General features: G+C 41.0%; 14 protein-coding genes. 9 read left to right on the plus strand and 5 right to left on the minus strand.

What is annotated here, in order from left to right:
* Nucleotides 1–44: 44 nt before the first annotated feature.
* From pgi to D7Z94_RS04415, 4 genes are all read left to right on the plus strand, one after another.
* Entirely contained in the window at nt 45–1,685 is a 1,641-nt protein-coding gene (gene pgi, locus D7Z94_RS04400; RefSeq protein ID WP_120710294.1) for a glucose-6-phosphate isomerase, read from the plus strand.
* A gap of 172 nt (nt 1,686–1,857) precedes the next feature.
* Nucleotides 1,858–4,443: a TonB-dependent receptor gene (locus tag D7Z94_RS04405; protein WP_120710295.1), complete on the plus strand. Its 2,586-nt coding sequence runs from the start codon at nt 1,858–1,860 to the stop codon at nt 4,441–4,443.
* A gap of 89 nt (nt 4,444–4,532) precedes the next feature.
* Nucleotides 4,533–4,973: a hypothetical protein gene (locus D7Z94_RS04410; RefSeq protein WP_120710296.1), complete on the plus strand. Its 441-nt coding sequence runs from the start codon at nt 4,533–4,535 to the stop codon at nt 4,971–4,973.
* A 145-nt stretch (nt 4,974–5,118) separates the two neighbouring features.
* Complete coding sequence (locus D7Z94_RS04415) at nt 5,119–5,712, plus strand: 3-keto-disaccharide hydrolase (protein WP_120710297.1); 594 nt, start codon at nt 5,119–5,121, stop codon at nt 5,710–5,712.
* 21 nt (nt 5,713–5,733) lie between these two features.
* Here D7Z94_RS04415 and D7Z94_RS04420 read toward each other — a convergent pair whose 3' ends face one another.
* Nucleotides 5,734–6,798: an endonuclease/exonuclease/phosphatase family protein gene (locus D7Z94_RS04420; RefSeq protein WP_120710298.1), complete on the minus strand. Its 1,065-nt coding sequence runs from the start codon at nt 6,796–6,798 to the stop codon at nt 5,734–5,736.
* A 144-nt stretch (nt 6,799–6,942) separates the two neighbouring features.
* Here D7Z94_RS04420 and D7Z94_RS04425 point away from each other — a divergent pair, with 144 nt between their 5' ends.
* Together D7Z94_RS04425 and D7Z94_RS04430 are read left to right on the plus strand one after the other, a co-directional pair.
* Nucleotides 6,943–9,633 (plus strand): carboxypeptidase-like regulatory domain-containing protein, encoded by a 2,691-nt coding sequence (locus tag D7Z94_RS04425; protein WP_245967132.1) that lies wholly within the window; start codon nt 6,943–6,945, stop codon nt 9,631–9,633.
* 45 nt (nt 9,634–9,678) lie between these two features.
* The gene (locus D7Z94_RS04430; protein WP_120710300.1) at nt 9,679–11,031 is read left to right on the plus strand and encodes a DUF5689 domain-containing protein; all 1,353 of its coding nucleotides are present in this window, start codon (nt 9,679–9,681) and stop codon (nt 11,029–11,031) included.
* 103 nt (nt 11,032–11,134) lie between these two features.
* Here D7Z94_RS04430 and D7Z94_RS04435 read toward each other — a convergent pair whose 3' ends face one another.
* From D7Z94_RS04435 to D7Z94_RS04445, 3 genes are all read right to left on the minus strand, one after another.
* Nucleotides 11,135–11,740 carry a DinB family protein gene (locus D7Z94_RS04435; RefSeq protein ID WP_120710301.1) on the minus strand — a complete coding sequence of 202 codons (606 nt, stop codon included), beginning with the start codon at nt 11,738–11,740 and terminating at the stop codon, nt 11,135–11,137.
* A gap of 174 nt (nt 11,741–11,914) precedes the next feature.
* Nucleotides 11,915–12,325, minus strand: coding sequence for a response regulator (locus D7Z94_RS04440; protein ID WP_245967133.1), 411 nt, complete (start codon nt 12,323–12,325; stop codon nt 11,915–11,917).
* Between the two features lie 11 nt (nt 12,326–12,336).
* Complete coding sequence (locus D7Z94_RS04445) at nt 12,337–14,532, minus strand: PAS domain-containing sensor histidine kinase (protein WP_120710302.1); 2,196 nt, start codon at nt 14,530–14,532, stop codon at nt 12,337–12,339.
* A gap of 218 nt (nt 14,533–14,750) precedes the next feature.
* On the opposite strand from D7Z94_RS04445, the gene D7Z94_RS04450 reads away from it, so the two are divergent.
* The 3 genes from D7Z94_RS04450 to D7Z94_RS04460 are packed head-to-tail and all read left to right on the plus strand — an operon-like array spanning nt 14,751 to nt 16,632.
* The gene (locus tag D7Z94_RS04450; RefSeq protein ID WP_120710303.1) at nt 14,751–15,233 is read left to right on the plus strand and encodes an ankyrin repeat domain-containing protein; all 483 of its coding nucleotides are present in this window, start codon (nt 14,751–14,753) and stop codon (nt 15,231–15,233) included.
* Nucleotides 15,230–15,853, plus strand: a complete 624-nt coding sequence (locus D7Z94_RS04455; RefSeq protein WP_120710304.1) for an NUDIX hydrolase — start codon at nt 15,230–15,232, stop codon at nt 15,851–15,853. The genes D7Z94_RS04450 and D7Z94_RS04455 overlap by 4 nt, the downstream gene beginning before the upstream one ends.
* A gap of 5 nt (nt 15,854–15,858) precedes the next feature.
* Nucleotides 15,859–16,632, plus strand: a complete 774-nt coding sequence (locus tag D7Z94_RS04460) for an amidohydrolase (protein ID WP_120710305.1) — start codon at nt 15,859–15,861, stop codon at nt 16,630–16,632.
* Here D7Z94_RS04460 and D7Z94_RS04465 read toward each other — a convergent pair.
* Complete coding sequence (locus tag D7Z94_RS04465) at nt 16,619–18,235, minus strand: Ig-like domain-containing protein (protein WP_120710306.1); 1,617 nt, start codon at nt 18,233–18,235, stop codon at nt 16,619–16,621. The genes D7Z94_RS04460 and D7Z94_RS04465 overlap by 14 nt on opposite strands.
* Between the last annotated feature and the right edge of the window lie 4 nt (nt 18,236–18,239).

The raw sequence follows: 18,239 nt of genomic DNA on the forward strand, positions 1-18,239 counted from the left end.
GAAAATTTACAGGAATAATCCATAAACCTTGAAATAACCTCCTAATGCCATTACAAAATATTGACCCTACCGCAACAGCCGCTTGGAAAAAACTAGAACAACATTTCGGCGAGACCAAAGGGATTCATTTAAAAGAATTTTTTGCTAAGGACGGCAAGGATAGAGTAGACAGTTTTACGCTTAAGTGGGAAGATTTTCTGATTGATTTTTCCAAGAATAGGATTACAGGGGAAACATTACGGCTTTTGCTACAACTAGCGGAGGAAGTAGGCCTAAAGGACGCCATAGACAAATATTTTAGGGGAGATTTAATCAACCAAACGGAAGGCCGTGCCGTTTTGCATACCGCTCTTCGCGCCAAGGAAGATGACAGTATATTGGTAGAAGGGAAAAATGTGATTCCGGAAGTTTATAAGGTTAAGGAACAGATTAAGGTATTTACCGATGCTATAATTTCCGGTGACAAAAAAGGCTTTACCGGAAAGCCCTTTACCGATGTAGTGAACATTGGTATCGGCGGATCGGATTTAGGTCCTGCCATGGTCACCGAGGCACTAAGGTTTTATAAGAATCAGCTAAGGACACATTTTGTCAGCAATGTGGACGGGGACCATGTTCGTGAGATTTTAAAGGAGGTGAATCCCGAAACGACACTTTTTGTTGTTGTCTCCAAGACATTTACCACGCAAGAGACCCTGAGCAATGCCATGACCATAAAAAAGTGGTTCCTGCAACATGCCACCCAAAAAGATATTGCCCTACATTTTGCTGCAGTTTCTACAAATACCGCAGCCATAAGCGAATTTGGTATTGCCGATGAAAATGTATTCCCCATGTGGGATTGGGTCGGAGGGAGATTTTCCTTGTGGAGTGCGGTGGGGCTTTCCATTGCACTGGCCATTGGCTTTAAAAACTTTGACGCTCTTTTAGAGGGTGCAAATAGTATGGACCAACATTTTAAAACGGCTGAATTCGAAGAGAATATTCCCGTAATATTGGCTTTATTAAGTATCTGGTATAATAATTTTTATGATGCCGAGACCGAGGCTATCATCCCTTATACCCAATACCTTTCTAGATTTTCTGCTTACCTACAGCAAGGTATTATGGAGAGTAATGGCAAAAGTGTAGATAGAAAAGGAGGCAGAACAAGTTATCAAACCGGTACGATTATTTGGGGAGAGCCCGGTACAAATTCCCAACACGCCTTCTTTCAGTTAATACATCAGGGCACTAAATTAATTCCTACGGATTTCATCGGATTTAAGAAATCACTTTACGGGGATACCGACCATCATCATAAACTAATGGCCAATTTTTTTGCCCAGACCGAGGCCCTTATGAATGGTAAGACAGAAAAAGAAGTTAGATTGGAATTGGAGTCCAAAGGACTTTCCAGCGCTACTATGGAAAAATTGGTTCCCTACAAGGTGTTTGAGGGCAATAAACCAACAAATACCATACTCATAGACAGCTTAACACCAAAAAGCCTTGGAGCGCTTATAGCGTTATATGAGCACAAAATTTTTGTTCAGGGCATTATCTGGAATATCTTCAGTTATGACCAATGGGGCGTGGAGTTGGGCAAGCAATTGGCAGGTACCATACTAAATGATATCAATGATTCCGATATTGGGGATCATGATGCCTCAACCTTACATCTTTTACAAGTTTTTAAGAGTTAAAAAGACATTTTCTCATTTCTCTCAAACAGGGTGTAACTTCTTGTTTTTCAGCACTTCATTTGCTAAATTTATGTTAAATTTGCCTTGACTAATTTAACGGTGCCTTAATACAAAAAACCTAAAAACAAAGCATTTTTGCGGCAAATACGAGAACTACTAAACACTACAAAAAATGAGAAAAATGTATCTAGCGATGATGACATTTTTAATGGCGTCAATTGCATTTTCACAGACTACACTTACCGGAACGGTACTGGATGCGGATTTGGGAAGTCCGCTTCCAGGCGCAAATATTGTGATACAGGGCACTAGTAATGGTACCACTACGGATTTTGATGGAAATTTCACGATTGAAAGTACCAAGAATTCGGGGACATTGGTCATATCGTATTTGGGATTTATCACCACAAGGGCAACCTTTAATGGCCCAGGTAATTTGGGTCAGATTGTTTTATCTCCTGATGCGGAAGAGTTGGAAGGAGTTGTTGTGGTGGGCTCGGGAATAATTGACCTTGCCAGGGATAGACAAACGCCAATTGCCGTTTCCAGTATTCCGGCCGCTGAAATCCAAACTAAAGGAGTGGGTAATGTGGAGTTTCCAGAAACTATGAAAAACACACCCAACGTATATGTATCCAGTCAAGCTGGCGGTTTCGGAGATTCCCAGATATTCGTCAGGGGATTTGATCAGACCAACACAGCGGTTCTTTTGAACGGGCAACCCATCAACAGTGTAGAGGATGGACGGGTATTCTGGTCCAATTGGTCCGGAATGGCGGACGTGGCTAATGCAGTGCAGGTACAAAGAGGTTTGGGCTCTTCCAAATTAGCCATTTCCTCGGTGGGAGGCACGATTAACATTGTGTCCAGGGCCACCGGACGGAAAGAGGGCGGTTTTGTCCGCGTTATGACCGGAAACGACAGTTATGGTAAGACAACGGCAAGCTACGATTCTGGATTAAAGGGGAAATGGGCCTATTCCATATTACTGGATCACTGGCAAGGTCATAGAAAATGGGCCGGGGGTACTTTTGGTCAGGGACAGACCTATTTTATAGGAGTAGGCTTTCAACCCAATGATTCTCACAATTTTAATTTCTTGATTACCGGTGCCCCACAATTTCACGGGAACAATTTTTCCAAGGATTTGGAGGAGTATGAGGAGTTTGGCGAAAAGTACAATGACAATGCCGGGTTCCTTAGAGGGGAACAGTTCACTTTTAGAAGAAATTATTATCATAAACCTGTGGCCAATTTAAACTGGGACTGGACCCTTAACGAAGAAACTGCGCTGTCAACAGTGCTATATGCTTCCTGGGGACGTGGAGGAGGTACCGGCCCATTGGGTAGGGGGACCAACTTTTTTCGGGAAGACGGCCAAGTTGACTTTGATGCTATAGTTGACAACAATATTGCTGAAAATCCAGATGGGATAGGCTCTTTTGGTAGTGCGGGTGTTCTTAGGGCTTCGGTCAACAACCATAACTGGTACGGTGCGTTGACCAATCTTGAATTCAACCCCAATGAAAATTGGGCGTTGAACGTTGGGGCTGATTTTAGATTCTATCGGGGAGATCACTGGAGGCAATTGGTAGATAAACTGGGCTTGGAAGGTTATAATGATAATCGCAGGTCGGATAGACCAGATGATTATATTATTTCCGAGACCTTTGAGGCAGATCCCTGGGCGGCCCTTTTCAATTTTGCAGACCCGGATCAGCGTTATGAATTTGATTACTCTGAGAATGTAAATTACCAAGGCGTATTCGGGCAAGCGGAGTATTCCAATGATACTTTCTCTGCTTTCGTCCAAGGAGCCATGTCCAATCAAAATTATCAAAGAGATGGGCGGTTATCCGGTTTTGGCGATGGGCTGGGAGAATCCGAAAAGTTAAACCGATTCGGTTATACCATGAAAGGAGGTTTATCGTATACTTTTGATTCCAAACATGTGATTTTTGCGAATATTGGACAATATTCCAGACAGGCCTTTTTGGACAACATTTTTACTAATATTCGATATTCTAACGAAATCGTGGAACCGGAGGTGGATAATGAGGAAATTACGGGTATAGAAGGGGGATATCGTTTAACTACAAGCGATTTTGTCATAAATTTTAACCTATACTATACAACTTGGGGAAACAGATTCCTTCAGGATTTTGGACAGCGGGAAATTAATGGGGAAGACGTGGAAATTCGGACGCGTTATACCGATATAGCACAAGTTCATAAGGGAGCGGAATTGGATGTTCGATATAGGCCTTCAGCAACATTTTTGCTGAAATGGCGTGGATCTATAGGGAACTGGGAGTATGATGGCACTACCCCATTTATAACGGAAAATAATGAAACAGCAGAACTTATCGCTCGTGGGAATGTAGATTTAACAGGAACAAAAATTGGACAGGCCCCACAAGTTTCTACTGGTGCGGGAATAGACGTAGATATCTGTGAAGGATTTTCATTTGATACGGACATAAACATTTTTACAGAATTCTATGGTTTTGTGGATGTAGAGGACGTTATAGATGCATCCCTTAGCGACCAGGTATTCCAATCGGAGAGGTTGCCTGCTTATACATTGGTAGATGCTGGGGCTACATATAGCTTCAGTTTGGGAGGCTCAAATGAAATGGTCCTTAGAGGAAATGTTTTCAATGTTTTTGATGCGGACTACATAAACCAGAGAGATTCCTTCGGATATTATCTGGGAATAGGAAGAACCTGGAACTTAAGTTTGCGGTATAATTTCTAAAGAAAAAAAATTGCGTTTAAACCCCAACAATACTGTTGGGGTTTTTTAATGCCAAAGAATTCGTATTTTAGAAAGCTAAAATCAACATGATGTACGAAACCATACAAATTCTACATTCCTATTTGGCCTATGTGGTACTGGCCGTTCTTTTTTTGGCGGTGGCCAACGCCCTAATGGGTTGGTTGGGAAACAAAATGTTCTATCCACAAAAAGACCTTCGGCTAAGCCTTTTCGCATTAATTTTATCCCATATCCAATTATTGGTCGGTCTCTTGTTGTTTTTTGTTTCCCCAAGCGGACTAAAGGCAATACAGGCCTTGGGCATGGGCGGACTGAATTCAGCAGCACGTTTGTTGGCCGTGGAGCACCCTTTTATAAATATTGTGGCTATCGTATTGATTACCATAGGATGGTCCCGGCACAAAAAATTTATGGAAGGAAAAAAGAAGTTCAAAAGCATCGCTATTTTCTATGGGCTGGGATTGATTTTGATTCTAAGTCGTATCCCTTGGGGACAATGGTTCAATTAATTTCTGGCTTCGGCCACCTTTCTGAGCGTAGTCGAAAGGCAAAGTGAGGTATAATTATTGAACAGCTGAGTAGACGGAGAGGTTCAAAAAAAGTAAATTCAAAGAAGATTCGCGTAAATAATTAATAAAGAAATACAATCATACAATGACAAGAGTAGCATTTCTATTAGTAATTCTGGTATCCACCTTTGGTCTTGCCCAACAAAAATCGCTTTTCAATGGAGAAAATCTGGATGGCTGGACCATTTATGGCACTGAAAAATGGTATGTGGCGGACGGCCTTTTAATTTGTGAAAGTGGTCCTGATAAAGGATATGGATATTTGGCCACTGATGAGCATTATAAGGATTTTGAATTGACCCTGGAGTTTAAGCAGGAGGCCAACGGTAATAGTGGTGTTTTTATCCGTTCAACTATTGATGGGACTAAAATCAGTGGTTGGCAAGTAGAAGTGGCCCCTCCTGGCCATGATACAGGTGGTGTTTATGAATCCTATGGTCGTGGATGGTTGGTTAAGCCCGATCCGGAGAAGGATAAAGCCCTTAAAATGGGAGAATGGAACACGATGAAAATACGATTGGAAGGGGATAAACTTACATCTTGGCTTAATGGTACTGAAATGGTAAGCTTTACCGATGAAAAAATAGGAAAGGGAGAGGGATCCATTGCCCTACAGATTCATGATGGCGGCGGCATTAAAGTAAACTGGCGGAACATCCAGATTACAGAATTGGATTAACCCAAAGCCCCTTAGTTAGTACTATGGCTCTTCCCCATTGAAAGTATCGGAAGTGGCCTTTATCAAATACAAATACACTGGAAAGTGGTCACTATACCCTCCAGTATAATTACCACCAGCATAGGTTCGGAAGGGATAGCCTTTATAAGGCCCTTTTTGTGTAATTAGATAAGAAGGGCTAAAAACCCCTGCCCTCCAAAACTGATAGGTGGCCTCATTGGAATTTACCAAGTTTGAGGTAAAAAAAATCTGATCGAACAAGTTCCATTTATCCCTATAGGCCAAAGAGCCTATTCCCTTCTTATACATTTTTTCCATGGGATTAAAAAGCTCCCCGGTTTCCAACTTTTTTAGGACTCCCTTGGTTTTTAAAATTTTCTTAAGGCTTTCGTCTATGGGGTCGTCGTTAAGGTCTCCCATACTGATAATCTTAGAATTGGCATCCAGGCGGATAAGGGAATCCATAATATGCTTATTCAGTTGGGCCGCCGCAATACGATTGGGTTTACTGCGGCTTTCGCCTCCACTTCTAGATGGCCAGTGATTTATGATAAAATGAATTTTTTCATTGTCCAGAAGGCCGCCTACCACCAATTGGTCCCGGGTGTAATTTCTTTCGTCGTCAGTATTAAACAGTAATAAACGATGACTTTCAAAAGAACTTGGGATAAATACGGATTTCTTGTAAAGTAGGGCCACATCAATACCGCGCTCATCTGGGGAATCAAAATGAACGATACCATAACCCTTTTCCAAAAGGGCAGGTTGATGGATTAAATCTTGTAATACCTGTTTGTTCTCCACCTCGCAGAGGCCAATAAGATCGGGAGATGTTTTAGTGACATCAGCTCCTATTTTAGCCATCACTTTAGAGATATTCCTTAATTTTTTACGATAGCGTTCCGTTGTCCAACGATCTTTTCCGTTCGGTGTACGGTCATCATCAAAAATTAAGGAATCGTTTTTAGTATCGAACAGATTTTCCACATTGTAAAAAGCAATGGTTCTTACCATATACTTCTTTGACTGCTGGGAAAACCCAAAAATGGCTATGATCAAACATGGAAACAAGACTGAAAACTTCATAAGTAGATTTTATAAGTAGAAAATATACTATATTTATAAGAAAATTCACTCAATTTATAAAAAATAAAATCAACTTATAATTGAACATAGTAAATAATCAGTAAAATGTTCCGGTGCGTCTTGTTTCTCTATATGCTTCTATTTATGACTACCCTTTTGGGACAAGAAACCAATAGTATAAGTGGAAGTGTACTCAATGAACGTATTAAAACCCCTATAATTGACGCTATAGTACACATAGAAGGAACGGCCTTTAAGTCTAAAACAGATGAACTGGGAAGGTTCCAGTTGGAAATCCCTTTAAAGAGCGATGCAATCCTAAATATTTCCGCAGTGGATTTTATAACTCAAAGAATCCCCATCACCCCTGCTGATGACCAATTGGATTTGGGTATTATATATCTGGAAAGTGATATCACTTTAGAACAAACGGACAACTTGATTACCCTAACCGATTCTGAATTGGTGGATGATGGGATAAGTGCAGTTTCTATTGGATTTTTACAGGCTACTCGAGATGTATTTCTTAACCGGGCCGCCTTCGATTTTGGCCAGGCATTCTTTCGCGTACGTGGTTACGATTCACAGAATGGCCAAGTACTCATCAACGGAATTCCCATGAATAAATTTTTTGACGGCCGTCCTCAGTGGAATAATTGGGGCGGCTTAAACGATGTAACCAGAAATCAGGAATTCACCAATGGTTTGTCAGCTTCCGAGTATACTTTTGGAGGTATTCTAGGAAACACCAATATTGACACCAGGCCCTCCGGATTGCGAGCCGGAACACGATTGTCTTCCTCATTCTCTAATAGGACCTATGCGGGTAGGTTAATGGCGACCTACAATTCCGGTCTAAAAGAAAATGGACTGGCCTATACAATTTCGTCCTCCAGAAGATGGGCCACAGAGGGATATATTAAAGGTACATCGTACGATGCCTATTCTCTTTTCGGGGCTTTGGAATATCATTTGGACACAAGGAACGCTATTAGTCTAACCGGGATTTTGGCTTCCAATCGTCGAGGGCGATCCTCTGCCATAACAGAGGAGATTTTTGAATTGGCGGGGAAGCGATACAATCCGTATTGGGGAAATCAAAATGGAGAAATCAGAAACTCTCGGGAACGGAAAATCGCAGAACCTTTCGTACTATTGAACCACTATTATGAGTCCAACAAATTTCGGTTAAATACTGGAATTTCTTATCAATTCGGGACCAATGCCAGAGGAAGATTGGGATACTACAATGGCCCTAATCCAGATCCGACCTATTATCGTTATTTACCCAGTTTTTATGTGAACAGTCCTATAGGGGCCAATTTTATAAGTGCCAATCTCGCCAAGGAAGGATTTTTGGAAAACCCTCAAATCAATTGGCCTAAACTTTATACGGGAAACACTACCGAAATGGCAACTTATGTCCTCTACAATGATACCACGGACGACAAGCAACTCGTCTTCAATTCCATTGGGAATTTAAAAATCAACGATAAGTTTAAGATGGATTTTGGGGCCACATACAGAATTCTAACCTCAGATAACTATGCTCAAATCCAAGATCTCCTGAGCGCTGATTTCCATACGGATATCGACCCTTTTTCAGATACCGAAAATGACGTAAATGGCACTTTGAACAAAGGAGAAGGGGATGTGTTCAATTATCACTATCGAATGGATGCGAATCTATTCGAGGCGTTTGCACAATTCAAATTCAATCACAAAAAATGGAATGCTTTTTTGGCAGGAAGCTACAACAGTATAGGTTACCAACGAGAGGGTTTGTTTCTAAATGAACGTTTCCCAGAAAACTCATTGGGCAAAAGCGATGAAGTTAAGTTTGCAAATTACGGCATCAAGGGGGGATTTGATTATAAAATTACCGGAAGGCATTGGGTAACCGTACATAGCGGATATTTGACACGTCCACCAGTTTTGCAGAATGTGTTCATCAATCCAAGGGAAAACAATGAAACGGTGCCGGATATTTTAAACGAGACGATATCTACAATTGATTTGAATTACTTTTTAAGACTCCCGAAACTAACTGGAAGGCTTACCGGGTTTTACACCCGATTCCAGAATATAACGGATATTAATTTCTTTTTTGTAGATGCAGGAGTGGGTTCGGATTTTGTACAGGAAGTTACAACGGAATTAGATCAATTGCATATGGGGGTCGAATTGGGTCTGGAATACCAAATATCTTCTGATGTAAAACTTACGGCAGTAGCCTCCATAGGAAAACACCTATATGCCAACAATCCATTAGTATCCATTAATTTCGATACTGCCGGTGCCGAGGAAGATTTGATAAATCCTGAAGGAAGTGTAAACCTTGGCCCGGCGGATATCAAGGATCATAAATTGGCCCAAGGGCCGCAACAGGCCTATGCTCTTGGCATAGAATACAGGGCCCCAAAATATTGGTGGATTGCCGCGACCACCAATTATCTTACCAATAATTACGCAAATATTTCAAAGATAACCCGAACACAAAGCTTCTTCTTTGACCCTGAAACTGGGCAACCCTTTCCGGAAGCAACGGAAGAGAATGTGAACAAACTATTGGCACAAAGCCCTTTGGATAGTTTTTACCTATTGAATATGGTGGGAGGAAAATCCTGGCTGAAAAAAGGAAAATATATCAGTGTTTTTCTGAGCATAAACAATCTATTCGATACTGTTTTTAGGACTGGGGGATATGAACAGAGTAGGAACGGTAATTTCGGACAATTGCAACAGGATAATCTAAGTGGTACGCCCTCGTTTGCCCCAAAATATTGGTATGGCTATGGACGCACCTATTTTTTAAACCTGGCCTTTAGCTTTTAAGAATTCAAAAAAACCTTCTCCTGGATAGGAAGGGACCCAAAAGATATGAAAAAAAATATACTGTCAATGATCTTGATTTTGGTGTTCTCATGTGTAAAAGATCAAAACTTTGATACACCAAAAAGTATATGCTCCTCGGATTTAACGGCCAACGTAACCTATGCCCAAGTAAAGAGTTTATATGTAGATAAGACCATTCAGATTTTGGAAGATTGGATCATTGAGGGCTATGTCATATCATCGGATAAAGCGGGTAATTTCTTTAACGTACTTCATTTTCAGGATAATCCAGCAAATCCTACCGAAGGACTGCAGATAGAGATTGACCTCAGGGACTCACATGTATTCTATCCGGTTGGCAGTAAAATCTTTATCAAACTCAAAGGACTTTATCTGGGAAAGAGTAAGGAAGTATTCAAATTGGGTGGAACCTTTATCGCTTTTGGAAATATATCCGTTGGTCGATTGCCAGCTACGGCTATAGGAAACCACGTTTTTGTTTCCTGTGATGAAATTATTGAACTACTGCCTACTTTAGGCACTGTGGATGCTTTGGATAATGCCCTGGCAAACACATTGGTTACTATTGAAGATGTAGGATTTTTGGAAGAAGAACTTGGTCAACCCTTTGCCATTGAACGAGAGGAAACCGAACGCACCTTAATTACTTGCAGTAATCAAGAACTTGTGGTATTGAATAGCGGTTTTTCCGATTTTCAGTCCGAAATACTTCCCGAAGGGAACGGAAGGATTACAGGAGTTCTGGTCCAGGATAAGGATGGGTTCAAATTGATTATCCGTGATTTGAACGATATTGATTTTAATCAGCAACGCTGTGAAGATTTGATAGATGAGTTTACATCCACCCAAATTTTTATTTCAGAACTGGCGGATCCTGATAATAACATAGGGGCACGTTTTGTGGAATTGTACAATTCCGACACTGAAGCTTTAAGTTTAAAAGGGTGGACATTACGCCGCTATACCAATGCCAATACAGAGGTTAGCTCATCCTTGGATTTATCCGAACTTGCCATTGAAGCGTTGAGCACCTCGGTAATTTCCCCAAATGCGGAGGAATTTGAAAGGGTATATGGCTTTATGCCCGATTTGGGAGTAAGGACGAACAGTCCTGCCGATTCCAATGGAGATGATAATTTGGAATTGGTAGACCCTTTTGGAACCATTATAGATATTTTTGGGAAGGTAGGTGAAGATGGTACCGGGACCAATCATGAATTTGAGGACGGACGTGGAGTCCGTAACTTAAGTGTTACAGAAGGAAACCCTATGTTTACCTTCGGCGAATGGACGATTTACAATGATTCTGGCGAGGCGGGAACCATTGACCAACCTCAAAATGCTCCCGAAGATTTTAGTCCTGGGATACGGGATTGATAGTTCCATTTTGGGTAAAGTGAAGCAATCCGGGTTGCAGTCATGACAATTTAGAATAAATGGATTGCTTCACTTCATATTGGCAAGAGCCATTTGGCCCTAATCATTCTTTTGGAAAATCCGTATGGGCCATCACCTCTTCCATTTGTTTAACATGTCGCTCGGTATGGCCACTCATAAAAATGATGATCTGTAAGCCATCTATGGTGCCAAAAGGCAATTGCCCGTAATGATTGCGTAGATCATCTTCGGTATTCTTAACATACGTAATATGCTCTTTTCGCTTGGTGTTAAAGGCCTTCAAAGCTTCCTGAAGTGAACCGATTTTTCCTTTGGGCTCAAATTCCTCCCGGGTTTTCACTTTTTTGCTTCTATCGGTAATAATGCCCAACAATTGTTGATCTGTCAATTTCACCGAATCACGTTTGGAAGGGTCCGCAGGGGCTTTCAAGGCGCCCTGCAGCATCCCGTTGAAAGCGTTTTCTGAAATGGCCAAATGTTCTACGCATTCAGCAATGGACCATGATTCCGAAGAGGGTTTAAAATTCATTTGTTGATTGCTCAGCCCTTTGATCGCATGTTTCAAATGCTTTTGGGTCTTGGTCAGTTCCTTGATTGCCATTTCCTGATCGGTATCCGTAAGTCCTGGGGATGTTAGACCAAAACCCATCAAAACCAATACCACTATGGATAAGATTACTTTTTTCATTTTACACGTCTTTTTAGATTGTTATTATCTTACTTATTGCCCAAAGGACGAATGAGGGGGGTCTTTTTTGGACAATTTTGATAAAATAAAGACAAGAAGTCCTTCCATTAACTAAAAAATGGAGGACATAACGGATAAAATGATTGAAAAGTATCGGTTTTGCTTCGAAAGGGATTAGGCTACATCTTGTAGCACATTTTCCAAATCCTGTGGCGATAGCGGTTTAAGAATGTAATTGTTTACCATCTTGTAATTGCGTATCCGCTCCAGGTCCCTGGGATCAACGGACGAGCTAATAATGTAAATGATAACCTTTTTGCCATCGGGGTTCGGGATTTTTACGAAATCCTCCAAAAACTCCCAACCGTTCATGATGGGCATGTTCAAATCCAAAAATAGTACTTCAGGAAGGTCTTCTCCTTTGTCAATCAGTTCCTTTAGGCCTTCTATGGCATCCTGGCCGTTATTAAACACCAAAATGTTATCACAAAAATCGACCTCTTTCATAATTCTTCTAGTTCCATAAATAAAAATCGGGTCATCATCGATAATACAGGTACTTTGAATTTTTTTTAACTCCATCATAGCGTTCTTTTTTAGTTTATTTGAAAAAATATTTTGAAAGTTGTCCCAATGCCAACCTTACTTTCAACCTCTATTCTCCCGTTCATGGCCTCTATTTGGTTCTTGGTGATAAATAGTCCTATCCCTTTGGCATCCTTATGCTTGTGAAAAGTTTTGTACATGCCAAAAAGCTTGTCTCCATGTTTATCCAAATCTATACCCAGACCGTTGTCCGAAAAGGAAACCTGTATGGTATCATCTATTTTCGATGCCGAAATTTTAAGGATGAGGGTCCTTTCGGGGGAACTGTATTTAATACTATTTGTAAACAAGTTGAGAAAAATACTATCCAAATAGGCCGGTATCCCTATAATGTCCAGAGTGGTCGGTACGTCAATGGAACAACGTGCTTTTTTTTCCCGAAGCAACACGCCCAAGTTCTTCTTTACGTCCTTTATGGTCTTGAAAAGATTTACCGGAATCATTTCTTCCAATGTTCCTGCCTTTACCTGAACCACATCATTTAAATGAAGGACTGTTTCATTGAGACTTTCGGAGGCATCTAATAACATGCCTATCAGATTTCTTTGCTCCTCCTCGTTTTCTTCTTTATTCAAGAAACCGGCCAACATGGAAAGATTACTGGAATGTGACCTAAGGTTATGGGATACGATATGGGCAAAATTCAGTAGGCTATCATTCTGTTCACTGGTTATGTCCAACAATTTTGTCAATTTGTCCTGAACTTCTATCCGTGAAGAAATATCCACAACCTGGGAAATAAAATGGGACAACGCGCCTTTAATGTTTTTTACGGCAGTTACGGTAAGCACTGCGGAAACGATGCTACCATTCTTATGAAAATAACGTTTTTCAATTTGATAGCTTTTTCGTTTGCCATCAATAAGTTTGCGTAGCAGTTTTAAATCGATGTCCAAGTCATCTGGGTGGGTGATATCCTGAAAAGTAAGTTTCAAAAGTTCAGATTTGCGATACCCTAGGCTTTTGCACAGGCTTTTGTTTACCTGTATCCATTTTCCGTCTAGTCCCACAATGGCCATACCTACCGCAGAATTTTCAAAAGCACCTTCAAAAGACTCTTGGCTACGAAGTAGTTCCAACTGGGTGTTCTTTAATTTGGTAATATCCCAATTGGCACCTATCATTCGCAACGGATTGCCTTCTTCATCCCTTTTTACTGTAGATTTCGCCTTGATATGCTTAATCTCCCCATCCGATAGGACAACACGAAATTCAGTATTGAATTCCTTTGTTCCCGCTAGGGCCATGTCCAATTCCTTTAGACTTTTTTCCTTATCATCAGGATGTACACAAGCTTCCCAGGCTTCAAAGGCACCGATAAAATCCTTTTGGGCTACGCCATACAAGTCATACATATTGTCGTCCCAAACCAGTATGTTGTCTACAACATTATAGTCCCAAATACCTATTTTGGCAGCACTGGTGGCAATGGCCAATCTATCAGATACTTTTTGGTATTCCAATGCTGTTCGTTTACTTTCGTCAATATCCTGGAATGTTCCATAAATGCGGATACATTTACCATTAATGACTTCTGCCTCCCCTTTGGCCCTTACCCAAAGCTCCCTACCTTTTGCTGTGACAATTTGAAGTTCGGTATCCCATGGTGTACCATCCTTCATAGCCCTACTGACCAGAAGGGTTATCGTATCGCGGGATTTTCCTTGCTTGTAAAAATTGATGCCCTCCTCCAGATTTGGAACATAATCTGTAGGTACTTCATGGATTTCCCGAGTGACTTGGGTCCAGTAAAGCTTATTCGCAACCATATCCATCTCCCAGCCTCCAATGCGTGCCACACTCTTGGCCTTCATCAATAACTCTTGGCTTCTTTTTTCTTCGGTGATATCCTCCTGAACTATAATCAGTCCACCGACTGTTTCATCTTCTTCCCTCCAGGCGTTTATTTTCCATTTGAGCCATTGTACGGCCCCATTGGAATGTATTAATTTATAGCCCGTATTCACGTTTGGCTTTCCTTCAAGGCACTCTTTGTGTATTCTTTTTAGTTCTTTCGGAGTATCGGGAATTACATCATAATAGGACTGGCCAATAATAGAGGAGTGGCCATTGGCGAATTCATTCAACCATGTTTTGGAATGGCTTATGAAGTGCATATTGGGGTCTACTATGGCTATGGAGGCAGGGGAATCTTTAATAAGGAAGTTTAAGGGTAATGTTTCCAAATTAACGATGTTTAGTTGGTTAAAAATACAATTTATTTCAATAACGTAAGAAATTACATAAAAATTGTCAGAATTATTAATAGTTATTTTATGAGAAGGAAAGCACCGGAATAAAGGCTTAAATTTTACGCTGGTGTATAAATTAGAATATGATTTTGCTTAATTTCCGGCTTCAGATCTTTTCATAGATCTTATAGTTTTTTATACATTTAATACCCATGGAAAACACGGATATTTTTTTTAACCAAATACGAAATGGTAATCTGGATGTAGTTACCAAAATGATAGCTTCACATCCGGACTTGGTCAATAGTAAAGATCAAAGGGGTTCCACTCCTTTGATTTTGGCCACCTACTATGATCAAAATGAGATTATTGATTTGTTATTGGATCAAGGCGCAAAGATTAACTCGGAGGATGCCTCGGGAAATACTGCCTTAATGGGGGTGTGTTTCAAAGGATTTACAGCTGTGGCCAAAAAATTGATAGAAAGAGGTGCGGATATAAATCGACAAAATGCCATGGGGGGCACTTGTCTTATTTATGCCGCCACCTTTGATCGAAAGGAGATTGCCAAGATGCTGTTGGCCCAAGGGGCGGACCCCTCCGTGAAGGACAACAGGGGCCATACAGCTTTGGATCATGCCAAGATGCAGGGAATGAACGAATTGGTAGATTTGTTGGAAAATACACCGCAATGAAACGTTCCGATCAGCTTAACCTTGTAAAACGCATACAGGCATTGTCCGATACTGGTCTGGTCTATGCGGAAAACGAGTACGACAGGGAAAGATACGAGGAACTAAAGGAGATAAGTCTAAAACTGTTGGCGACTATGGCCGATTGTCCGCTTCCCGTATTACAAAACTTCTATATGCCCGTAAAGGACTATCCGACACCAAAAGTGGATGTGCGGGGTTTTGTATTAAATGATGCAAAGGAAATTCTTATGGTCAAAGAAAGTGAGGATGATAAATGGACCATTCCCGGGGGGTGGGCAGATGTGGGCTATTCACCTTCAGAAGTTGTGGTAAAAGAAATCGAGGAAGAGACAGGGTATAAGACCAATGTAGTCCGGTTGTTGGCGATTTATGATAAAAAATGCCATCCACATCCTCCTCAGCCCTTTTATATTTATAAGTTGAATTTTCTTTGTACCATTTGTGGTGGAGCGTTAAAACCTAGTTTCGATATTAAGGACGTCGGATTCTTTCCTATGGATAAGCTTCCAGAATTATCAGAAGATAGGATTCTCGAAAGTCAATTGGAACAGCTGCACAAGATGGTTATGGATGATGATCATGTAGTATATTTTGACTGAATAAAATGGCAAAAGAACTGATAATCGCCTTAGTGCAATCCCCTTTGTTTTGGGAAGATCCCGAACGAAACAGAAAAATGTTCTCGAAAAAAATCGAAACTATTTCGGACCAGGTGGATCTCATTATTCTCCCCGAAATGTTCACTACAGGATTTACCATGCATCCTGAAAACATTGATGCTAAAGAAGGAATACAAACGGTGAAATGGATGCAACGGCAAGCCGCCAAGAAAAACGCGGCCATAGTGGGGAGTATGGTGTTCCAAGAGAATGGGAGGTATTATAATCGCTTGCATTTTGTGGAACCCGATAGTGGATTCAATATTTATAATAAAAGGCACACCTTTACCCTTGCTGGTGAAGATATGGTATATAATGCCGGAGAAAAGAAAGTTCTGGTGGAGTACAAGGGATTCCGCTTGTATCCTTTGATCTGTTATGACCTTCGGTTCCCGGTGTGGAGCCGGAATACAGAAAATTATGATGCACTTCTCTATGTTGCCAATTGGCCCAAACCTCGAAGTACGGCTTGGGATACCCTGTTAAAGGCACGTGCCATAGAAAATATGGCTTATTGTATTGGGGTGAACAGGATTGGGCAAGATAAAACCGGCCATGAATATATAGGCCATTCCGCCGTGTACGATTGTTTAGGGGAACAATTGGTGTTTTCAGAAAAGGAAGCGGTACTTCAAGTTACTTTAAGCAAGGAACATATTAAATCTACAAGGGACAAGCTAAAATTTTTGGACGATAGGGATCATTTCATTCTGGAATGATAAAAGTCTGCTCCAATTCCCAATTGGCCCTGACTTCAATTACATCCGGGTAGTAGGTTACTTTTTCCGGTTGTATTCTTTGAAGATAATTTCCTGTATCCCATTTTTGGTTACCATTTGCGTCAAAAATGATACGGACAAGGTATTTGGATGGTTCCAGGGCATTAAATTCGAAAATCTGCGGTTTCGGCGCATAGATCTCACGTTTTGCCTTGCCCTTTTCGTCTGTTAGTTCTACAATTAAGGGGTATGCCAAGCTATCTGCGGTAATCGTAAACCTAAGGTTTCCATAATCGGCCAAACTTTTGGTAGAAAGGTTATAGCTTAAGGTATCGTTCGCTTGCCCAAAGAAATCGGTGATTGCCCCTGGTAACATCGTCAAAGCATAACTTTCATTGGGTTCCACCTCAAAATCAAAATCAACCTTATTTTCAACGCTATCCAATTTGGCGGTAAACAATAACGCGGTTGAATCCTTTTTCATCATACTCATTTGTACAGTATCGATGGCTACAAGCGGTGTATTGGCATCTATGTAAAAAGGCTCATTGAATCCTAGAGATCCCCTTTGATTGGGATTTAGGGTCAGGGAATCAATCCCTACCTTTCGGCTTTTCACGGTGAACGTATCAACAACCTTTAGGGTTTCGTTGGTTACGGTGAAGATAAGGGAATCCATTTCAAACGGTGTAAACCAAAAATTGAGGGTGTCTTTGTCCCCATCCTTTAAAATCTTGGTTCTAACGGTATCCGGCAGGTCGCTTAGTAGGTCAATATGAACATCCTTCCCATCACCATAATATCCAAAAAGTATTTTATTCTGTGCTGCGTAGCTTGGTACGGAACTGCTATAATTTGGTATTTCCTTGAACATATTAAGCAAGTATGTAGAATCCGTAGGTAGGGTAACGGTATCCTGGATAAAAGCGATTTTATCCACGTTTTGATCAAAAAGATTGTTTTTCCCCTCATCCTTTAGGCCGAACAAGGCATATTTGCCCTCCTTTAAATTTTTTAAAGTAAAGATTACAGCACTATCCAACGTATTGGTGATATAATTCGGAGGTTTTTGATATACCGTTGAATCAGTATAGGCGGTGTCCAATTCGTAGAGCATTACACTTATGAATTCATCCGCTTTTCTATTAAAAGCGTCCTTTACAACACCTAATACCGTCAAAGAATCAATATAATCGCCCGTAGAGAATACATAGGTCAGAAAACTGTTCGGATTTCCTTCGTTGTTATCCGTAATACTTTGCCCAAAATTTAGGGTGTAGGTCGTGTTTTCCTTTAGGGTATCCTTGAATTTTATTTCCACCACCCTGTCCGCCCCGCCCTGCGGGGATATTTCCGGAAGATACTTTAGGGGAGGGGAAACAATGAGTTGTTCTTGAACATCCTCCAACTTCACATATTCATCAAAATAAAGCCGTATTTCCTGTGCATCGAAGTTGATGGTCATATTCTCGGGCTCGGCCCGTAACAATACGGGAGGGTCTTCATCCTTAGGGCCTCCAGTGGGATTGCCCCTTCTTGCGCACTGCCATAAAGCGGCAATGCCAAAGAACAAAAAAACACAAGCCAATATGCGTCGTAACATTGGG

Origin of the sequence: Ulvibacterium marinum, assembly GCF_003626755.1 — a bacterium.
Lineage (GTDB): Bacteria > Bacteroidota > Bacteroidia > Flavobacteriales > Flavobacteriaceae > Ulvibacterium > Ulvibacterium marinum.